Origin of the sequence: Wenzhouxiangella sp. AB-CW3 (assembly GCF_014725735.1) — a bacterium.
In the GTDB taxonomy this organism is placed as follows: domain Bacteria; phylum Pseudomonadota; class Gammaproteobacteria; order Xanthomonadales; family Wenzhouxiangellaceae; genus Wenzhouxiangella.
Map to the genome: position 1 here is coordinate 3,087,347 of NZ_CP061368.1, position 19,960 is coordinate 3,107,306.

Consider the following 19,960-nt stretch of genomic DNA (forward strand, 5'->3'; position numbering starts at 1 on the left):
TCCCCCCGCGCGCAGTGACTGATAAGTCCGCCACCGCCAGCGTTGACATCGTCGGCATCGGTGCCTCGGCCGGCGGCCTGGAGGCCCTGGAAGCGTTTATTTCGCATATGCCGGCCGACTGCGGCCTGGCCTTCGTCATCGTCCAGCACCTCTCACCGACCGAGAAAACCAATCTTTCGGAGTTGCTGCAGCGCGTCACCTCATTGAGCGTGCATGAGGCACGGCAGGAAGAGTTGATCCAGCCGAACTGCGTTTATGTCATCCCGCCAAACACCGAAATCCGGGTGGTCAAGGATCGCCTGCACTTGGCCAGACCAACCGAACCGCGGGGCTTGCGATTACCGATCGATGTGCTGTTTTCTTCCCTGGCCAGTGCCCGCGGCAGAAAGGCCATTGGCGTTGTCCTGTCCGGCATGGGCTCTGACGGAACCCTGGGCCTGCAGGCCATCAGGGCAGTCGGCGGCCTGACGGTCGTGCAGGCTCCGGCATCGGCCCAGTTCGATTCGATGCCCAAAAGCGCAATCGCCGTCGGATGCGATGACATCGTGGACACGGCCAATGCCTTGCCGGAGCGAATCCTGGACTACGTCGGAAAGCTCAAGAAGGCGGTGGCAATCGACCCCGAACCGACCGAATCAAGATCAAGCGAGGAGGCCTTCCAGTCCATCGTCGAGCTGCTGCAGCAGCAAACCAGACATGACTTTTCCCAATATCGATCGAGCACCCTGAACCGACGCATCGCGCGCCGCCTGGCGATTCACGGTCTGAGCGAACTGAGCGAGTACGCCAGCCTGCTGGCTGCCAACCCGCAAGAAGTGGATCTGCTGTTCAATGAAGTGCTGATCGGCGTGACCGACTTCTTCCGGGACCCGAAAGTCTGGAAATACCTGACCGATACCGCCATCCCGGATCTCCTGGGCAGTAAGGACGAGGGTTCGGAACTGCGAGTGTGGTGTGTCGGTTGCTCGACCGGTGAAGAAGCCTACTCGCTGGCCATGATCATGGTCGAAGCCATGGAGCGCCAGTCACACGATTTCAAGCTGCAGGTTTTTGCCACCGATATTAATTCGGATGCGATTGCACGTGCGCGTCGCGGAGAGTATCCGCTCACCATCGAGTCACGCTTGGGCGAGAAACGCCTGGCCCGGTTTTTCAGCAAACACGATGATCATTACCGGGTCAAACAGTCGATCCGAGACCAGATGCTGTTTGCGCAACATGACGTGATCCTGGACCCGCCCTTTACCAAGCTCGATCTGATTGCCTGCCGCAATCTGCTGATCTATTTCGATCCAAAGCTGCAACGGAGACTGTTACCCTTGTTCCACTACAGTCTGTGCCCCGGTGGCCTGCTGTTACTCGGGAGTTCCGAATCAGTGGGCCGACTCGGCCACCTGTTTACCCCCTTGCAGTCCAAGCTGAGACTTTTCCGGCGGCAGGACCGCGCGGCGAGCCAAAGGCCTGAGTTCCTGCTCAATTCCTATCCTCCGCTTTCGGGGAAAGCCAAGGAGCCCAAAGTGAAAAAGCCCGAAACGTCCTCGTCCGGCGATGGGAGCCAAAGCCTGCAAGCGGCAGCCGACCGGGTCCTGTTGCAGGTCTATGCACCGGCTGCCGTGGTGTTGAACCGCGATGCGGATATCGTCTACATCAGTGGCCGTACCGGAAAGTACCTGGAACCGGCGGCCGGCAAGGCCAACTGGAATATTCACGCCATGGCCCGCGACGGCCTGAGGGCTCCCCTGGCGCAGGCCATCAAGAAGGCCGCCACCGAGACTGCCTCGGTCAACCTTCATGGCATTGAAGTCAGAACCAACGGCAGCTCGCAACGGGTGGATGTGACCGTACGGGCCTTGCACGAGCCGGCCAGCCTGCGCGGACTGACCATGGTCGTGTTTCGCGATGCACCGGATCTTCCAGCGGCGTCTGGAAAGGGAAAAGGCAAGGAATCGCGAGCCCGGCAGGCCGAGGCCCAGCGCCATCAAGACGAGATCCAGGCCCTGCGCGAGGAGTCCCAGCGTCACCGTGAAGAAGCCGAAGCGGCACAGGAGGAACTGCAATCGACCAATGAAGAACTGCAGTCGACCAATGAAGAGCTGACCACCTCGAAAGAAGAGCTGCAGTCCATGAACGAGGAGCTGCAGACCATCAACAGTGAACTGCAGACCCGGCTGGATGATCTCATGCTGGCCCAGAGCGACATGCAGAATATCCTTAACAGCGTCGAAATCGCGATTCTGTTCCTGGATCGGGACCTGAACGTGCGCCGCTACACCGAACGCGCCTCAAAGATCGTCAATCTGCGCGAAAGTGATGTCGGCCGCCCCTTGAGTGATCTGACGACCACTCTCCAGTACCCGGATCTGCAGCGCGATGCCACCGAAACCCTGCGCAGTCTGAAGCCGACAGACAAGCAGATACAGTCATCGGATGAGCGCTGGTTTTCCGTTCGCATCATGCCCTACCGCCGCCTGGACGACGTGATCGACGGGGTCGTGATCACACTGGTCGATATTACCGATACAAAGGAAATCGAAGAGTCCCTGCGCAATCCTGACAAGAAGCATTGAGGGACTCGGGACTCGCTAAGAGGCCGGGACTCGGGACCCGGGACTCGGGACTCGCTACTGACGGCGCCGAGGCATGGTCGAGCTTGAGGGCTCCGACCAATATGGGATTGGTCCTTTGTTCTGATTCTGGTGGTTTTCCCGAGTCCCGAGTCCCGAGTCCCGAGTCCCGGGGCACAAGTACGACTGAGACACAGCGCAAGTCAGGAAACTCGCTTTGCTCGCATCCCCCTGACCCCCTTCTGAAGAAGGGGGAACTAATTCGAGTGCTCCCAACCGACCTGAAAGCGTGACCCACCTCCCATATTCGGCGCTTCAGCACCCAAAACACTTGACGCCGGTACCCGGAACGGCGGAGGATGCGACCTGGTGTTTGGCTCGGGATAATTTTTCTTGCCCATGAGATCGTTGATGATCTCGGGAGAAAGGCTATCAAGAGCGTTTGCGCACGGTTTGTCGGTCTGCTGTTCGTCATGGCCTTGGGGGGCTCGGCCGCCCAGGCCGGCTATGACTATGGTTTTGACCATGATCATGACTATCCGGCCCGCCCTTATCTGGAACAGAATCTGGCCCGTGCGGCCGAGCAGTTCCCCGGCGATTTGCCCCACCAGCGCTGCTGGGCGGCGGCCAACGCGGTCTGGGAATACACCCTGGATCACTTCGGTCCGGACCATGCTCACGCCTGGATGGCTCCCTGGTGGCACGGCGGCCAATGGCGCAAGCTGTGCGATGGCGAAGGCATGCGCGCCAGGCAGCAGTCACGCCACTGGGGCATTACCTGCCCCTATCGCTCCTGCCCGGAAGGCGAGGGGCCCTACATCAGCATCAATCATGATCGCATCTACTCGGGCCAGCGCCCCGAGTCCTGGCTGGACGGGCGCTTTTACTATGTCATGGCGCACGAGATGGCCCATGCCATCGGTCACTACTACGGTGACCCGAACTGGGCCGATGACCACTGGGCCGACGGCGTGGCCCGCGCCTTTGGCGCCCCGGTCTGCTTGCATTCTCCATACTGCCGTCGTGCACCACCCTACCCGAAGTTTGAATCGCATGCTTCGTTGGATGCCGTGGTCGTACCACCGAGAGCCCCGCTCGGCGACTGAAGGCGACCACTACTGCTCGAATCGATCATGAAAGATCTGGTCGAACTCGATTGGCACTTCCCCCAGCACCTCGGAGACGGCCGAGAATTCAGAGGTATTGCCCTCGCTGTCGGTTGCCGTGGCGACCATGAACTCACCCGCGTCGATCTGTGTTGAGCTGAATGTCAGCGTGCGGCTACCGGCCTCCGGGTATTCGTGTTCGATCAAAAACAGCCGCCCCTGCTCACGTTCGCCATCGGCCAGAAAGAATTCGATGACCAGCGGAAAGTTCTCTTCCTGGTCCGGTACGGAATAAGTGATCGTGACGATGCCGTCTTCCTTGAATGTATGGCTCATGTCCGGTGCGGGCTGCAGATTGTTCGGTCCGGTACCCTCATCGCCACGCAGGATGATGCCGCGACCTTCGTTGGCGTACATGACATTGCGTTGGATCCGATTTCTCTCAGACATCTCCAGCTCCATGTAAATCCCACCATCACCATCGCCACCCCCGCCATTGAAGGCGAAGACGTTGGCATGCCCCGCTTCGGGCCCGCCAATCATGGTCGATGCGCCCCGAATGATGTCGATTCCCGCGAGGGTGTTGCCCAGATCGAGCACGCCGTTGCGGTCGGTACCGAAAAAATTTCCCTGTACTACCGTATTTTCGGTGGGTGTGGCCTGTAGGCCATCGCTATCGATATACAGCCCGGCGGTGCCGTTGAAGCCGATGACATTGCCGCGGATGGTCTCCCGATCCTGGAGGACGCCGATCAGGTTATGGTCTGCACCCGGACCCCCGAAGATGGCGATGCCGGCGAACTCGTTTCCCAGCGGGCTGACGCCATCGGCGGCGATACCGATCTGGTTGCCCAGTACGGAGTTGTTGATCGGCATATTGTCTTCCGGCTCGGCGCCGCAAAGATTGCCGCCGAAAATCTCCACCCCGTTGACATCGTTGGCCGCAATCAGGTTGGCCTGCTCTGGTTCGGCGCCGCCGATGACGTTGCCGGAACTGTCGCAGGCCAGAAAGACACCGGCGGTCAGGTTGCCCGGGCCGGGCGACATGCCGGTGCTGTCGGTGCCGATGGCATTGCATTCGATGCGGTGGTCATGCGAACCGACCAGCGCGACCCCGTGCTCGAAATGGCGAATATTCAGGCCGCGGATCACGCTGCCGTCACTGCCCGGACCCAGCTCCAGGCCAAAAACATCCTCCCCGCCGTTACCCTGCAGGGAAACGAGGTAGGCAGGCCGATCAACGATGTCGGATTGACACACGCCTTCATTGCCCGGCTGCGTCGACCCGTCCAGAACCACCGGGCTGGTGATCAGCGGCAGTTTCTGGCCATCCTGTGAGTCGATCTCGATGACACAGTGGTCATCGGGACAGCCGGCGATGTCGAAATGGATTTCGACCGGGACCGGGCCCATCTGGTTGGCTTCCTGCAGTGCGGCTCGGAGTGTGCATTCGGCCACCTCGTCGATCAGATTGTCGGTGGCGCACTCACCGTCCAGTACGGTAGCGGGGTCATCGCCGGTCGAATTGACGGTGAAGGTCTGCGCCGAAAGCGGGCCGGCCAGCATCAGGCTGGCCAACAGCACGGCCGGGACCAGCCGGTGGATGAGTGGATGGTGAAGTTGCTGCGATATGAGTGTCATTGAATATCTCCGGTTTTGGCTTCGAAGCGGTCCTGAAACAGCTCGACGCGGCAGTTGAAACAGGCCAGGGCGAAATCCTGGCGGGTGCTGACGGGTTGCCAGGGGTCAAGTGCATCGCCGGCGATTTCCGCGGCTGACACGATGATCGTGACCACACCCTGGTGCTGGTCCGGGTTCAGGTAGACCGCCTCCAGGTTGTTGCGCTCGTCGGGCTGGCCACCGGGCGCCGACCAGCCATCGACGCCGATGTCGTTGCCGACGTAGTTCAAGCCGTTGGCCCGGACCAGCAGATCGAGATTGTTGACCCAGGCCGGCGTGCTGCCGCCCAGGCCGTGGCCCGGTGCGTCGGTCCAGGCCAGCGTGATGTGCATGGGAGCATGCGGGTCGGCTGCAGAGAGGCTGAAGCGCCGTTGCTGACCAGTGGCCGTCAACACGGTCTGCTGATCGTGGACGAAGAGTCTGCCAGCGGGCGCCATGACCGCCTGCAGGTCCAGCCGGCCGTAGCCCTGGAAACGATCCGGACGATGCCCCAATGGGTCACCGTCGGCATTGAGGTGGCCGACCAGGTCAAGAGCGGCCCCGGCAAACACTGCCCTGGCCAGAGCCGGAGATGGGGGTGTGCCGGTCTCGGCAATGACCTTTTCGGCCCACACGGCAATCGCCCCGGTCACGATGGGTGAGGCATGGGAGGTGCCGCAGAAATTGTGCGCGTGGGCGGTATCCGAATCGGCAATGGTGCTGTCGGTGCTGCAACCCGGCGCCACCAGCTGCGTGACCCGGCGACCGTCACAGGCCGGGCCGTGGGCTGAATTCGCCGACATGCTGTAGATGTCGGTCCCCTGCGCGCCGGAGCCGTCCGTCAGCCAGCTCGATGCCACCGCCAGCAGATTCTTCGCTTCATCGGGCGCGCCCAGTGAGCTGGGGGCGCAGTCACCCTCGCCATCGCCGTGCCCGTTCATGATGGACCAGACAGCCAGTATCGGATGCTGACCGGGTTGGTCCGGGTCTGCATCACGACTGATCAGATCGACCTGACGGGTGGGGATGTCGTAGCCTTGCGGCGTGTCGCTCGACCCCCAGGAATTGTTCGCCAGCACGGCACCGCTGCGCGCCGCATCCTCGTAGATTTTCAGCATGCCGTCCGGGGCCAGTCCACCCGGCCCGTCGGCGTCGAGAAAGGGGGCCCAGATCTGGCTGACCAGCCCGGCACCCGGTGCCATGCCCTGGCCGCGCAGAAAGTCGTGAAGCGTGATTTCACTGGCGCCGGTTCCGGCCAGGGCGCCGGCCACGTGGGTGCCGTGATTGCTCAGCTGCCCTTCGCTGCAACTGGCGTGCTCACCCAGGCAGGGCCGCATGCGCCCGACCAGGTCCTGGTGGCTGGCCAGAACCGAGCCATCGATGACACTGACAACGATGCCGCTGCCGTCGAACCCGATATCGCTCAACCAGTCGGCATAGCCGGTCTGGATGGTGCCGGTGTCGTCAATGCCGCCGGCCACCGACTGGTTGCTCATCTCGCCACGGTAGCCGGCATCCGGTGGAATGGCCTGCACGGTGTAGACAAAGGGCAGTGCGGCCAGGTCGAGATAGCGATCACCGGGCACGGCCATGTGGACGACGTTGAAGTGAGCACCTTGCGGGGTGCTGCTGATGACGCGACCCAGTTCGGACAAGCCGGCATGAACCCGGCCGGCATCGGCGTGAGCACTGGTCAGCAGCATGGTATCGACCAGGGCAGTGCCGAGCCGCCGCGAATGGGGCTGGACTTTCCAGGCTGGCAGCATCGCACCGAGCCAGCGCAGCTCCGCGCGCTGTCCGACCGCGGCGATCCTTTCCTGGGTGGCCCAGACCAGATAACTGAACGGGTGCAGTGGCTGAGCCAGCTCAACGCCGCTTTCGCGTACCGACTGCAACCACTCAGGCCTGATTGGGCCCGAAAACTGGACCAGGTAAAAATCGCCGGTCGGGTCGGGTTGGTAATCCGTCCATGGCCCGTCCGCGCGGTCCGAACCCCGTGGATCGACCAGCGGATCGAATCGTTGGCCGCCCAGGTGCACCGAGAAGGGGTCGTCTGGCGTACTGATGATCAGACCCTGCTGCCTCATGCCAGCCAGCTCGGCCGGGTTCACCCGGCCCCAGGCAAAGGCGCCGTAATCGGCAAGTGCCAGGTCCGCGCCCAGGCGGGCCTCATGCGGGTTGGTCGTCATCACCCTGACCCACGATGATTCGGCGCCGCAGGCAACCACGCTCCAGGCCAGCAACACGCCGGCCTGCAGGAAACGATTAGCGACGATGAGGACCGAAGTTGACAAGCGTATGGGTTTTCCTGGGCATGAATAGGTCACCTGCCGTCAATGGTCAGGTGTCGTAAGTAGGCCCATACTCACTTCTTACGCCGATGCCCGTCTGTTCGATACAGCACACATGGGCACCCCGAGGGACCGGCCAGGCGCCGGACTACAGGTGCTGCGTGTAAGTTGCCAGGCGGTCGGTTTCCTTCTTGGCCATGGCGTAACACTCGCAGCTGAGTGCTTCCAGTTCCTTCCGATCGATCACGGTGATATGTCCGCGCCGATATTGGATCACGCCCAACTCCTGCAATCTGCCGGCCGACTCGGTCACGCCTTCGCGGCGCACGCCCAGCATGTTGGCGATCAGTTCCTGGGTCATGGTCAGCTCGTTGGTCGGCAATCGGTCCAGCGACAGCAGCAGCCAGCGGCACAATTGCTGGTCGATGGTGTGGTGCCGGTTGCACACCGCGGTCTGGGCCATCTGGGTGATCAGGGCCTGGGTGTAGCGCAGCAACAGGATACGCATGGCGGCATCGTTGTTGAATTCGCTCTTGAGCTGGGTCGCCGACAGCCGGTAGGCGGGGCCGGCACTCTGCACGACTGCCCGACTGGTTGTGCTGGCCCCGCCCATGAACGCTGAAATGCCGACGATGCCATCGTGGCCGACGACAGAGATCTCGGCCGAATGGCCGTCGCGCATCACGCAGATCAAGGAAACGATGCAGTCATTGGGAAAGTAGACGTATTGGATTTCCTCGCCGGACTCGTAGAGCACTTTGCCCAAAGGCAACTCGACCAGCCGCAAATGCGGGATGATCCGGTCCTTGACGCACTGTGGTAGAGCATTCAGCAGTTGATTCTGCTTTGGATGACTCACTCTTTTTACCTCCAGCACTCAGTGCCGCCGACGAACCCGGCAATCACTCGGCCAATTCCCCAAAAGATGTGATCTTGCTGTCCAAAGGACAGACTACTCAATCCCAGCGGCATGCGGGCGACTGCCCCCAGTCTCGAGTTTGCCACAATTTTTCGTTCACTATGCGTGCGTTACCGCACACAATGACCGCAAATTCTGGATTGATGGCGTAGCTTCTCCTGCGTTATCAGGAATTCAATTGATCTTCAGCTTTCTCCTGTGTGCTCTTTGTGTCTCTGTGGTGAGCTGGAACCAGCCGGCAACGAACCAGGCTGGAGCCGAATTCGCGCAAGAGTCGATGCCGCAGGATCGACAGTCCCCGGATGGGGACGGTTTCCAGCCAGTCAATCGTCAGCGGACTGGCTTCGACCAGCCGCTCGAACTCGGCGATGCGGATCTGGTTCAATCCCCCCTCGACTTCACCGAAGCGTTGGGCACCGTCCTGGCGAAAGCGTGCCCGCCATCGGATCAGCGCCCGCTCGGTGAAAAGCAGGTGTGCCCAGGGGAAGACCGAAAACAAATGACCTCCATAAGGATGTAGCCAGGTCGGCCCGAAGGACACCAGAACCTCACCGTCCGGTTTGAGCAGCTTGCTCATGATTTCCAGTATGGCCAGCGGATCCGAAAAGTGTTCGAAGGCATCGAAACTGACGATGACGTCCGCACGCTCTTCCGTATTCATTGCGAAACTGCAGCGATTCTCCAGGCCGGCCTGCTCGGCGCGCTGGCGCGCCCGATCCAGGTGTTTGTGCTGAATGTCCAGACCAATGACCCGGCAGTCGGGTGCCGCCCTGGCCATGGCAATGGCCTGTTGGCCATCACCGCAACCGAAATCGATCACCGTCTTGCCGGCAAGCGCGGCTTGCAACCTCCCACCGAAAGCGGATTCGATTTTTCTGTCAGTTGCATCCGATTCCGTTTCCTCTTCCACGAAGTCACGCTTCGGTAAATCCCGCGCAATGGTTCTGAGAATCCGCACCCCGACTATTCCACCCAATATACCCATGCATGACCTTCCTTAAGAACGCGACCTTGTCGGTTCGACAAATACAAGATTATGCAGCGCATGCGCGAATAGATCTGTACGCCAGCACACCTTACTACCCGAAACATCATCAGCGTGCATGTTAGGTTCGCCAGCGCACAGATGCACTCGAACAGATGCCGGAAGATCGCTATCCCTGATCGTGATTTGAAGGCATAGAGTGACAGGCATGTTCAAGACATTCGAGCCGGCTTCGGTAACGACAAGCGAAAGCGAAACATTACGCACGCTTGAACCACCACATCGTTCGGCCAGGCTGGCAACCAGAATTCAGATTCATCATTGTCTGGTCGGCAGGTTGGTCCGTCAGCAAAGCCTGCGCTGGTTCGTAATACTGGCGGCCGTTGAAGTCATCCTGCTTCTGCTTGCGCCCTGGCTAGCGATCCAGACACGCTTTCATGCCGACCCGGCAAGCCTGGGTGCCGCCGGCACGATGCTGCCACTTCACAGCGGTGTATTCGCCGCAGTGATCTGGGTCAGCATGGTGGCGCTGGGCATGTACCAACGTCACGGTCGAGAGATCAAGGGTGTAGTGATTGGCACATTGACTCGTCTGGTGTTGGCAATGATCGGCGGTGCGCTGGTCTTGATGGTGTTTTACTTTCTTGCGCCGGGTGTGGAAGTCGGCCGCGGTGTACTTGCGTTGTCCCTGGTTTATGCTTTCATGCTTCTGATCCTGTCTCGCCTGACATTTTCCAGGCTTGCCCACGGTGGCCGTCTGCGTCGTCGCGCGCTCTTTCTTGGTGAGGGCAGCAGGGCTTCAGCCTTGCTTGACGACGCAAACCTGGAAGACGACCTGCGCTCTGTCCAGATCGTGGGCTTTGCTGCCAGCGGACCTGGAACCCAGTCCAGGCCCCTGACTCGGGACCCTTCTCGAGTCATCAAGATTAACGGGTCGCTGGTGGACACGGCTTTTGAACAGCAGATTGATGACATCGTCGTGGCCTCTGACGATATGCGCAACTGTCTGTCCATGGATGAACTGATGACATGCCGGCTGGCCGGCATCAATGTCTTGCGCCTGGAAAACTTCTATGAACGTGAAATGGGGCGCGTGATGCTGGAAGGCCTGCTGCCTTCATGGTTCATCTTTACCCAGCGCTTCAACGGCACGGTATTGCGCCGCTTCAGTCGGCGCCTGTTCGATCTGGCTTCGGCTACCGGCATTCTGCTCCTGGCCTGGCCGATGATGATCATGGTTGCCCTTGCGATCTGGCTGGAGTCCGGCGGCAAGGGCCCTGTGCTCTATTTCCAGGACCGGGTCGGTGAAGGCGACAAGGTCTTCGCCCTGGTCAAGTTCCGCAGCATGCGTACCGACGCGGAAAATGACGGCGTTGCGCGCTGGGCGCAGGCCGGCGATGACCGCGTCACCCGGGTCGGCGCGTTGATCCGCAAGCTGCGCCTGGACGAGCTGCCGCAACTGTATAACGTCTTCAGGGGCTCCATGAGCATGGTCGGTCCACGTCCTGAAAGACCCGAGATCGTCGCCGGCCTGCAACGCGATATTCCCTACTACGGACTGCGCCACAGTATCACTCCGGGTCTGACCGGATGGGCCCAGTTGCGCTATCCGTACGGTGCATCGGTCGAAGATGCGATCGAGAAGCTGCGCTACGATTTGTACTACATCAAGAACCAGAGCCTGCTGTTCGATCTGCAGATCCTGCTACAGACCATCGAGGTCGTTTTGTTCCGGCGGGGCAGCCGATGAATACCAGGGCAGCCAGAAGCAATCCGACTTCCCGCTTGCCACTGGTCTCGGTGATCACGCCCGTGTTCAACGGTGCGACCTGGCTGGAAGAATCGATCGACAGTGCGTTGGCCCAGACCTTTCCTTTCCTGGAAATCATCGTGGTCAACGACGGTTCGACCGATGACAGCCTGGCCATTGCTCGTGCCCGGGCTCGCAACCATTCAAGAATCCGGGTCATCGACCAGGACAACGCCGGCCTGCCGAACGCCCGCAACCGGGCGCTGAAGATGGCTCGCGGCGCCTACATGGCCCTGCTCGATGCCGATGACGCCTGGCTTCCAAATCATCTGCAGTTGGCCATGCAGGCGTTTGAACGCGATCCCGATCTGGGCCTAGTCCATGCCAACATCGAGCGCGTCGACGCCGATGGTGCCCGTGTCAACATCCCGGAACGATCATGGCATGAAGACATGGACGCCTTCGATGCCCTGGCCTTGCGCCATGAGCACGTGTCCTGCCCCACCGCTGTTTTTTCTCGCGCAGCCATTGACATGGTCGGCGGTTTCGATCCCCGGTTCACCGGGCTGGGTTGCGAGGATCGCGACCTTTGGCTGCGCATCGCCGCACGCTTTCGTATCCGCTTTCTTGACCAGGTCACTGCTCGCTATCGTCTCCACCCGGCCAGCATGAGCGCTGCCAGCGAGCGCATGGCATTGGCACGACAGTTGCTGGTCGCCAAGCTGGCCGTTTCGGCACAAGGTGCGCGGCTGGTGTCGCAAATGGAGGCCATGATCGACAGTGATCTCGGGCTGGGCCTTTCCGAGCAAGGGCGCCATATCCGGGCGATTGCCCGGCAGTGGGCTGCCTTGCACCAGAGCCCGACCGACCGGCTGATCCAGCGCCGGTTCATTGGTGCCCTGCTGGCGCCCTGCCGTTCGCTGGTGCCGCAATATCTCCCCAACCCCCATCGAGGTCGAAGCTGATGAAACGCAGACCAACCCTGCTCGTGACCGGTGGTGCCGGCTATATTGGTTCCCATGTCGTGGCTCAACTTGGAGCTCGCGGCGAGCGCATCGTGGTGCTGGACAATCTCAGTACTGGGCATTCCCGGGCCGTTCTGCATGGTCGCCTCGTGGTTGGCGATATTGGCAACCAGCGCCTGCTGCGCGCCCTGTTTCGTGAATACCGGATCGAGACCGTCCTCCACTTTGCCGCCCGCATCGTGGTGCCGGAATCGGTCGCCAAACCGCTTGAGTATTACGACTGCAACACGGCAAAGGCCCGTACTCTGCTGGCCGAATGCGAGCGAGCCGGCGTCGAACAATTCATCTTTTCGTCGACGGCTGCGGTCTACGGCGACCTGGCCGGCGGCCAGGCGAGTGAATCCAGCCTGGTTGACCCGGCCAACCCCTATGGTCGCTCGAAACTGATGACCGAGTGGATGCTTGGCGACCTGTCGGCGGCATCAAGAATGCGCCATGTCATCCTGCGCTACTTCAACGTAGCCGGTTGCGATGCCCTGGGCCGGATCGGCCAGGACACGCCCGAAGCAACCCACCTGATCAAGGTGGCCTGTCAGCATGCCGTGGGCCTGCGGCCCAACCTGGAGATCTTCGGCACCGACTATCCGACACCGGATGGCACCTGCGTGCGCGACTACATTCATGTAGAAGACCTGGCCGCGGCCCACGTGCTCGCGCTCGAATATCTGCGTGAAGGAAACGGCTCGCTGATAGCCAACTGTGGTTATGGGCACGGATTCAGCGTGCGTGAAGTCATTGACGCTCTTGGGCGGATTCATGGCCAGGTGCTCAATGTCCGGGAGTCCGGCCGACGGGCCGGCGATATGGCCAGTATCGTCGCCAACAGCGACCTGATGCGTGAGTGGCTGGGCTGGCGCCCGTCGCGCGACGACCTGGATCTGATCCTTGCATCGGCCCTGGCCTGGGAAAAACAACGCCTGGCACGGGCAGAAATTCAAGCAGACATCCCAGAGCCTGCTGTAACGGGATGGCGCAAATCGGCTGCCAGGCCAGGGGTAAACCCATGAGTGAAATGAGCAACAATCGATCGGTCAGGCAAATGGGCAGCAAGCTTCCGCTGGTCAGCGTGATCATTCCTGCTTTCAATGCGGCCCGTTTCCTGCCACGAGCGCTGGTTTCGGTGGCCGGGCAAAGCTATCCGGCCGCTCGGATCGAGACGATCGTGATCGACGATGGATCGACCGACAATACACTGGCCATTGCCCAGGCTCTTGAGGGGCAAGTGTCCGGGGTCAAGGTCTTCAGCCAGCCCAACCAGGGCGTGGCGGCTGCCCGCAACCTGGCCATTGCTGTCAGTTCCGGTGAACTGATTGCCTTTCTTGATGCCGATGACCGCTGGCTGCCCGACAAGATCGCGGCCCAGGTCGGGATCTACCAGGCCGATCCGGATGTGGGCCTGATCCACTGCGGCTTTGACTTTGTCGATCAGCACGGGACCGCCCTGCCTGACTGGCCGCGTCGGTCGCGACTGGATCAAGGCGATGTCCTGCTGGAATTCCTCTGCGACTTCTTCCTGATCACTTCTGCTGTCATGGTTCCCCGGAAAGTCCTTGAAAAGGTGGGCGGGTTTGATGAAACCCTGAAAGTCGGCGAAGACAACGAACTGTTCTTGCGCATCGTCAGTGCTTACCTGGTCGGCTGCGCGCCGCAGATACTGCTCGAACGCACGGTTCGGCCAGACAGTCTGAGTCGCGAGGATTTCGACCTGGATGCTCGCGTGGATCTGGCCACCATCGAACGGTACCTGGTTCAGCATCCGGACTTTGCACGCCAGCATCGCGAGCGTATCGATGATCACCTGGCTACTTACCTGTACGGCTTCGGTTATCGTCTGCTGGATGAAGGCCAGGTCAGCCAGGCCCGCACCATGCTGCGACGCTCTCTTTCAAGACGCTGGTCGGTACCTGCCACGCGCAGCCTGCTGCGCAGTTACCTGCCCGAAGCACTGGCCCGTTCCGGAAGGGCGGCCCTGCGATGAGTTCGCGACTGAAATCAGCAACCGGCTCACCGCCGAGCGAACTGCAGCCGAACTCGACTCCCCTTCAATCTCCGGCCTTCGGTAGTCGCTGGCGCGGCGCCCTGGCGCGGTCACGCCTGATGCGTGCTTTGAGCCGTCCATGGGCGGGGTTGGCCACTTGCCTGATGTATCACCGCATCTGTCCGGATCAAGCCGGTTCTGACGACATGGCCCGGGGTTTTGCCCCGAACCTTGACTTGAGCGTCACGGCAGGTGCTTTCGATGAACAGATGGCCTTCGCGGCGCGACACTTCAACTGTCTTTCACTGCCGGAAGCGATTGAACAGCTGGCCGCAGGAACGCTGCCGAAGCGCAGCCTGATCGTGACCTTCGATGACGGTTACCTGGACAATCTCACCCTGGCCTTGCCGATCCTGCGCAGGCATGCGGTCCCGGCCACCGTCTACATTGCCACCGGCCTGATCGAGCAGGCCGAGCTGCCCTGGTGGTATGAGCTCGAGGATCTGATTGCCGGTGCTGACGGATTCCACATTCACTGGGACAATCAACATCTGCATTTCTCGACCATCGATGCCGATGCCAAACGCAGAACCTTCGACATTCTCAATCCCATGCTCAAACGCATGGATTCTGCCGAGCAGATCAGGTTCATGGGATTGCTGCGGCAAAGCTCACGCCAGCCCGTTGAGAAGGACAACCAATTCATGAACCATCGGCAGCTGATTGAACTGGCTTCCGATCCACTGATTACCATCGGCGCGCATACCCATCATCATCTGGCGCTCAGTGAACTCAAGCCCATCCGACTGCGCCATGAGATCACTCACTCGAAGGAGTTGCTGGAAAACTGGCTCAAGCAGCCGATCGAACATCTGGCCTATCCGTTCGGTGGCGAGGCGCATGCAGCGACTCGTGAGTTCAGCGTGGCTGAAGAGCTCGGCTTCTCCTCTGCCGTAACGACCCGGTTGGGGCATTTTCAGGTCTTTCACAAAAATCACCTGCTGGCCCTGCCGCGCATCGGTATCGGCTACCAGGACTGCATGGCGCGTTTCGAGTGGAAGCTCAGCGGTCTGTACAGCATGGTCAGGGCGCCGACCAGCCGCTGGACTTGCTAGTGAGGGGATAGCGGCCAGGCACCGGGAAGCCACCAATCGGGACGACACGTGCCTGATGGCTGGGCCGCCCGGTGCCTGACCGGTAGTTCTTCTGGTTGCAGCCGTTTGTAAGGGAACAGGGGCCAGGGATCAGGGACCGGTGGTCAGAGGTCAGAGGACCCGGAAACCGGAAACCGGAAACCGTCAAAGGTCGGTGAGCCCGAGGAGCCTGTCCGTCTTCCCTAGTCCCTAGTCCCTGGTAACCAGCTACCAATCCGAATCCAGGAATGTGAGGTCCCACTCGTCCGGGTCGGCGGGCAATCCTGCACGCTCGAGGTGTTGCACGAAGCAGTGGCCTGACCGGTGGCGTCGAACAAAGCCCATGCCGCGTATCAGTGCATCTACCCGCGGTCGGCCAAGCGACCAGAATGCGACGGCATCACTACGGTGATTTTCGTAGATATGGCGGATCAAGGCCTGGATGTGTCGCCTTCGTGGATGTCGAAGCCTCAACTCGAGTACCTTGGTCGTGGCTCCCATGATCTTGGTTACGGCATAGCCTTCCAGAAGCTCACGCTCGTAGATCATGAGGAGCTGGATATCATCTCTCGGGTTGTGCTTTACTCGCCATTTCATGAACTGAGCTGAGCGATCACCACAGATCCGCTCGACCGGGGCAAACACATTGAACTGGGTATCATCGCCGCTCCAGCAGCGTACCTGCACCGTTCCGGTCTTGGGCCCCATGACCCATTTTCGATAAGCGGTCCAGGGAAACTCGAATGCCCGCCGCATCAGGGCGACCCCGGCCTTTTCAAGCGGCAGCCTGGGTGTGAGCATGCAAATCGACAGGCTGAAACTGGCAAGCCGGTCCCAACCGGAGCTTTCATGCGCCCGTATCGATGCGGGAAGCGACGGAAAGCTCAGGTAAAACGATTGGTCGGACACTCCCGCAGGCCGTTGCGCTACAAGGAACTGCATCACCTCGGAGAAATTTCCCTTGCCGCGAACCTCCTTTCCAAGCAATCCATCAACCGTCTGAAGGCCGATGATTTCGCGACCACGCCAGAGGAAGCGTTGCGGAATGATCGCCACCGCACCCACGACCTCTCCTTCGGACAGTATCTTGAAGCGCTGCGCCTTGCCGGCGGGATTCGCATCGTATTTCCACTCGAACCAGTCCATGGACTGCAGGGCGAATCGGTAGCGCTTGAAAAGGCGAACGATGGCCTGGCTGTCGTCGACGGTGGCTTGCTCGATGTTCATCGCGATGTCCTTTCGAACGGACCTCGCTGAAGGCTCATCAGGTAGTTGCAGGGTCCGGGTTTTGGGTTCAGAGTTCAAGGGTTCAGGGTTCAGGGTTCAGGGTTCAGGGGTCAGGGGTCAGGGAACACCTCTTTGCAGGCCGCTTGCATGGCCCGGGAATTTTGCAAAAAGGTGTCTTGTTTTTGGGTGATATTCAGTGTTTGCTGGCAAACATTGTGATCGCCCTCCTGTTTCTTGCCTGAAAGCATCGACTACCGCACTACGATTCAACGAACCGGCAACGCCGGTTGCAGGCGTTTCTTAACAACTTCACGGCCATACTTTTTCTCGAAGACCGGCCGGTAGGCGGTCAGCCCGAATGATGGCTGATTGTCGACCCCCCGGAACAAGGGGTGTGTCAACCACGAGAGAAAGCTCAATGATGTCTCGATCCAGTTTCCAAATCCGCGCATTGCGCGGGTCAGCCATATTCATTCTCCTGTTTCTGATCGTTCCGGTGGCCTTGGCTACGGAGTGGCATGTCAGGACCGACGGCGGCAGCGCCAGTCAATGCACCGGACAGGTCGACGCCGCCTATCCGGGTAGCGGCAGCAACCAGGCCTGCGCCTGGAACCATCCATTCGTGGCGCTGCCACCGGGTGGGTCGGCTCGAATCCAGGGCGGCGATACCCTGCACATTGGAGCCGGCGACTACATGATGGGCTACGGTGCGCCCAGCACGGAAAGCTGTCACGGGAGCATTCCCTACAATTGTTTCATGACCCGGATCCCGAGCGGTCCATCGCCCACACAACCCACCCGAATTCTCGGTGCCGGACATGACAAGGGCTGTACCCAGGCTCCCGAACTGTGGGGTACGGAAAGTGCCTGGATGGTGGTCAACATGGAAGGCAGTTCCAATGTCGAGCTGGCCTGCCTGGAAATCACTGACCGCTCCAGTTGCATTATTTCGCATTGCCACAACGGTAAGTGTGGTGGCGAAGTGGCCGCGTGCAATCAAAGCTCGCCGCCGCTTGGCAAGTGGGCGTCGACCGGCATCTCTGCACGTGATTCCAGCAAGGTCATCCTTCGTGATGTCAATATCCACGGCCTGGCCAATCGCGGCATTCATGCCGGTCGCATCAGCGACTGGACACTCAAGCGCACCCGGATCAACGCTAACGGCTGGGTCGGCTGGGATGGCGACCTCGGCGGGAACAGCTCCAACAGTGGCACCATCAAGTTTCTTGAATCCGAGATCGGCTACAACGGCTGCGCCAAACGCTGGCCGAGTGGCGAAATCTTCGGCTGCTGGGGTCAGGGCGGTGGTGGATACGGTGACGGGCTGGGGGTTGGTGAGTCCGGCGGTCACTGGATCTTCGAAGACAGCACCATCCACCGCAACACCTCCGACGGCATCGACCTGCTCTACCTCAATAATCAGGGCAAGGTCACGATCCGGCGCACACTGGTCGATTCCAATGCCGGCAACCAGATCAAGGTCTCGCGTTCGGCCCTGATCGAAAATTCCGTTGTGGTCGGCAACTGCGCTTACTTCAATGGCGAGGGCAACATGCTTGCCGGTGATCACTGCCGCGCCATGGGCGATGCAGTCTATGTCGGGCTGAGCAACAATTCGCAAACCGACCTGATCAACAACACCTTTGTCGGCCAGGGCAACTGCGTGATCAGTAGTAGCGGTGGCACCTCGGGCTCGCGACTGCGCCTGACCAACAACCTGATCATTGGCAAGGACTACTGGCTTGATCCGAGCAAGCTCAGCTGCCTGTATTATTCCGGCGCCAGCGAGGAGATGATCTGGGACCGCAATTTCATCAGCAATGTTCGCAACGGTGCCTGCCCGGGCAACAGCCTCTGCGGAAGCGCACCGGGGATCGCCAGCCTGGATCTGGGCACCTTTGATCCCGAGCCATTGCCGTCGAGCCCGCTGATCGATACGGCTTCGACAGTACTGGCGCCGTCCGACGACTACCGGTCGCTGCCGCGCCCGGTAGGCAACGGGCCGGATATCGGCGCCATCGAGTATGGCGCGGGGGCGCCTGCCGTGGATGACTCCGACCGGATCTTCGGCAGCCGCTTTGACTAGGTTCAATGGCATGCTCATTCGGTTCAACAGATCGGACCGACTACAGTCAGGAAAGACAGGATCGGACATTGCCGAGGCCTTCACCGTGCGCTGTCCCACATAGTCGAGCCAGCGCGCCGAATCCATTTCTTGACCAGTGCTCGCGCCCGGGACAGGCGGAGGTCACCCTGGACTGCGCTGGCGCCGGATCCACGGCGTGCATACAGTCGCCGGCTCACCAGCCGGCGGCTGCCATTGACCCAGTCGGACTTGTACGCTTCATCACCGCGGAGAAAGTCGTAGCGGGACAAGCCTGAACGGATGGCGTCGGCAAAGGTTTCGCCAATCAGGACCAGGCCCACACTGCGCGAACGCCAGGCCGGGTCCATGCCGGCCTGGTAGTAGTAGAACGTTTGGCCGTGGATCAGTGCATACACGCTGGATACCGCCTGCCCATCCACCCACAGGGTGTAAAGACGCAACTGGCCGGCGGCCATCAGTCGGGGCATTGCGTCGCGATGAAAGGCCTCGACCCGTGCGTCAGCGATTCCGGAAGAACCCCCGTCCTCGTGCCAGCGCATGCGATGGAGGCGAAAGAAATGCTCAAGGGCCGGTTGCAGGGTGCGCTCATCCCGGCACACCTCGATCCGGAAATCGGGTTGGCGTTCCAGCCATTTGCGCCGGCGGGTGTAGTTCTGAAAGCGGCTGGTCTGGCTCATGAAATCGGCCAGCGGAAGGTCGGGGTCGAAGTCCTGGATAGGGCAGATGAGACCTGCATCCGAGCGCATGTCGAACCCGTCGCCCAGCGCATCGAGCAGTTCATGCGGTGTATTCGACTGCTGGTCCATATCGCGCAGTTCGAGCAGATCCCAGTCGCTTTTTCGGGCAACCAGCTCCGCGCCGAAAGCCCGGTTCACTGCCCGGTGCCAGCCGGGTTCGATCAGTGCATCCAGGTAGTCGCTGCCGACCTGATCGTCGCCTATAAAGCGCAGTCTGCGAATGCGGCGAAATCCGACTCGAGTCGTCTCCAGGCTCAGCGCCAACAGACCCCGCAACAGCCCGTCGTCATCGCGGGCGAGCATGATGAACAGCTCGCGATCTCCGGCCAGGTGATGCCACCACGGTTTCAACCACTCCCAGGACAAAAACAGATCCGCGCCGCTGGCCGCGTGCAGCTTCCGCCACTCGGGCCGGAGGTCGGCCAATGCCGCCGCGTCAGTGATGACACAAACCGTCAGAATGGCGCCAAGGCTCATCT

Annotated in this window: 14 protein-coding genes; 8 read left to right on the forward strand and 6 right to left on the reverse strand. The window is 60.7% G+C overall.

Translation table 11 applies throughout. The features are described from left to right. The first annotated feature begins 14 nt into the window (after nt 1–14). Both IC757_RS13335 and IC757_RS13340 read left to right on the forward strand, forming a co-directional pair. Complete coding sequence (locus tag IC757_RS13335) at nt 15–2,567, forward strand: chemotaxis protein CheB (RefSeq protein WP_223846139.1); 2,553 nt, start codon at nt 15–17, stop codon at nt 2,565–2,567. Between the two features lie 356 nt (nt 2,568–2,923). Continuing rightward, nucleotides 2,924–3,670, forward strand: a complete 747-nt coding sequence (locus IC757_RS13340; protein ID WP_190974787.1) for a hypothetical protein — start codon at nt 2,924–2,926, stop codon at nt 3,668–3,670. Between the two features lie 9 nt (nt 3,671–3,679). Here IC757_RS13340 and IC757_RS13345 read toward each other — a convergent pair whose 3' ends face one another. The 4 genes from IC757_RS13345 to IC757_RS13360 all read right to left on the reverse strand — a co-directional run bounded on the left by IC757_RS13345 (nt 3,680) and on the right by IC757_RS13360 (nt 9,524). After that, the gene (locus IC757_RS13345) at nt 3,680–5,311 is read right to left on the reverse strand and encodes a right-handed parallel beta-helix repeat-containing protein (protein WP_190974788.1); all 1,632 of its coding nucleotides are present in this window, start codon (nt 5,309–5,311) and stop codon (nt 3,680–3,682) included. Beyond that, nucleotides 5,308–7,623 (reverse strand): S8 family serine peptidase, encoded by a 2,316-nt coding sequence (locus IC757_RS13350; RefSeq protein WP_190974789.1) that lies wholly within the window; start codon nt 7,621–7,623, stop codon nt 5,308–5,310. Before IC757_RS13350 ends, IC757_RS13345 begins: the two co-directional genes overlap by 4 nt. A gap of 145 nt (nt 7,624–7,768) precedes the next feature. Continuing rightward, a complete protein-coding gene (locus tag IC757_RS13355) occupies nt 7,769–8,479 on the reverse strand; it encodes a Crp/Fnr family transcriptional regulator (RefSeq protein ID WP_190974790.1) in 711 nt (236 codons plus the stop codon). Nucleotides 8,480–8,705: 226 nt separating this feature from the next. Then, nucleotides 8,706–9,524 (reverse strand): class I SAM-dependent methyltransferase, encoded by an 819-nt coding sequence (locus IC757_RS13360; RefSeq protein WP_190974791.1) that lies wholly within the window; start codon nt 9,522–9,524, stop codon nt 8,706–8,708. A 208-nt stretch (nt 9,525–9,732) separates the two neighbouring features. On the opposite strand from IC757_RS13360, the gene IC757_RS13365 reads away from it, so the two are divergent. Genes IC757_RS13365 through IC757_RS13385 form a run of 5 tightly spaced genes read left to right on the forward strand, consistent with a single transcriptional unit; the run spans nt 9,733 to nt 15,392 of the window. Then, nucleotides 9,733–11,274 carry a TIGR03013 family XrtA/PEP-CTERM system glycosyltransferase gene (locus tag IC757_RS13365; protein WP_190974792.1) on the forward strand — a complete coding sequence of 514 codons (1,542 nt, stop codon included), beginning with the start codon at nt 9,733–9,735 and terminating at the stop codon, nt 11,272–11,274. Further along, nucleotides 11,271–12,239 (forward strand): glycosyltransferase family 2 protein, encoded by a 969-nt coding sequence (locus IC757_RS13370; RefSeq protein WP_190974793.1) that lies wholly within the window; start codon nt 11,271–11,273, stop codon nt 12,237–12,239. The genes IC757_RS13365 and IC757_RS13370 overlap by 4 nt, the downstream gene beginning before the upstream one ends. Further along, a complete protein-coding gene (gene galE / locus IC757_RS13375; protein ID WP_190974794.1) occupies nt 12,239–13,306 on the forward strand; it encodes a UDP-glucose 4-epimerase GalE in 1,068 nt (355 codons plus the stop codon). The genes IC757_RS13370 and galE overlap by 1 nt, the downstream gene beginning before the upstream one ends. Beyond that, a complete protein-coding gene (locus IC757_RS13380; protein ID WP_190974795.1) occupies nt 13,303–14,277 on the forward strand; it encodes a glycosyltransferase in 975 nt (324 codons plus the stop codon). The genes galE and IC757_RS13380 overlap by 4 nt, the downstream gene beginning before the upstream one ends. After that, a complete protein-coding gene (locus IC757_RS13385; RefSeq protein WP_190974796.1) occupies nt 14,274–15,392 on the forward strand; it encodes a polysaccharide deacetylase family protein in 1,119 nt (372 codons plus the stop codon). Before IC757_RS13380 ends, IC757_RS13385 begins: the two co-directional genes overlap by 4 nt. Nucleotides 15,393–15,638: 246 nt before the next feature. Here the strand turns inward: IC757_RS13385 and IC757_RS13390 are convergent, their stop codons facing one another. Continuing rightward, nucleotides 15,639–16,637, reverse strand: coding sequence for a hypothetical protein (locus tag IC757_RS13390; RefSeq protein ID WP_190974797.1), 999 nt, complete (start codon nt 16,635–16,637; stop codon nt 15,639–15,641). A 418-nt stretch (nt 16,638–17,055) separates the two neighbouring features. On the opposite strand from IC757_RS13390, the gene IC757_RS13395 reads away from it, so the two are divergent. Beyond that, nucleotides 17,056–18,723: a right-handed parallel beta-helix repeat-containing protein gene (locus IC757_RS13395; RefSeq protein ID WP_190974798.1), complete on the forward strand. Its 1,668-nt coding sequence runs from the start codon at nt 17,056–17,058 to the stop codon at nt 18,721–18,723. Between the two features lie 80 nt (nt 18,724–18,803). On the opposite strand, the gene IC757_RS13400 is transcribed toward IC757_RS13395, so the two are convergent. Continuing rightward, entirely contained in the window at nt 18,804–19,958 is a 1,155-nt protein-coding gene (locus tag IC757_RS13400; protein ID WP_190974799.1) for a GNAT family N-acetyltransferase, read from the reverse strand. Nucleotides 19,959–19,960: the final 2 nt, after the last annotated feature.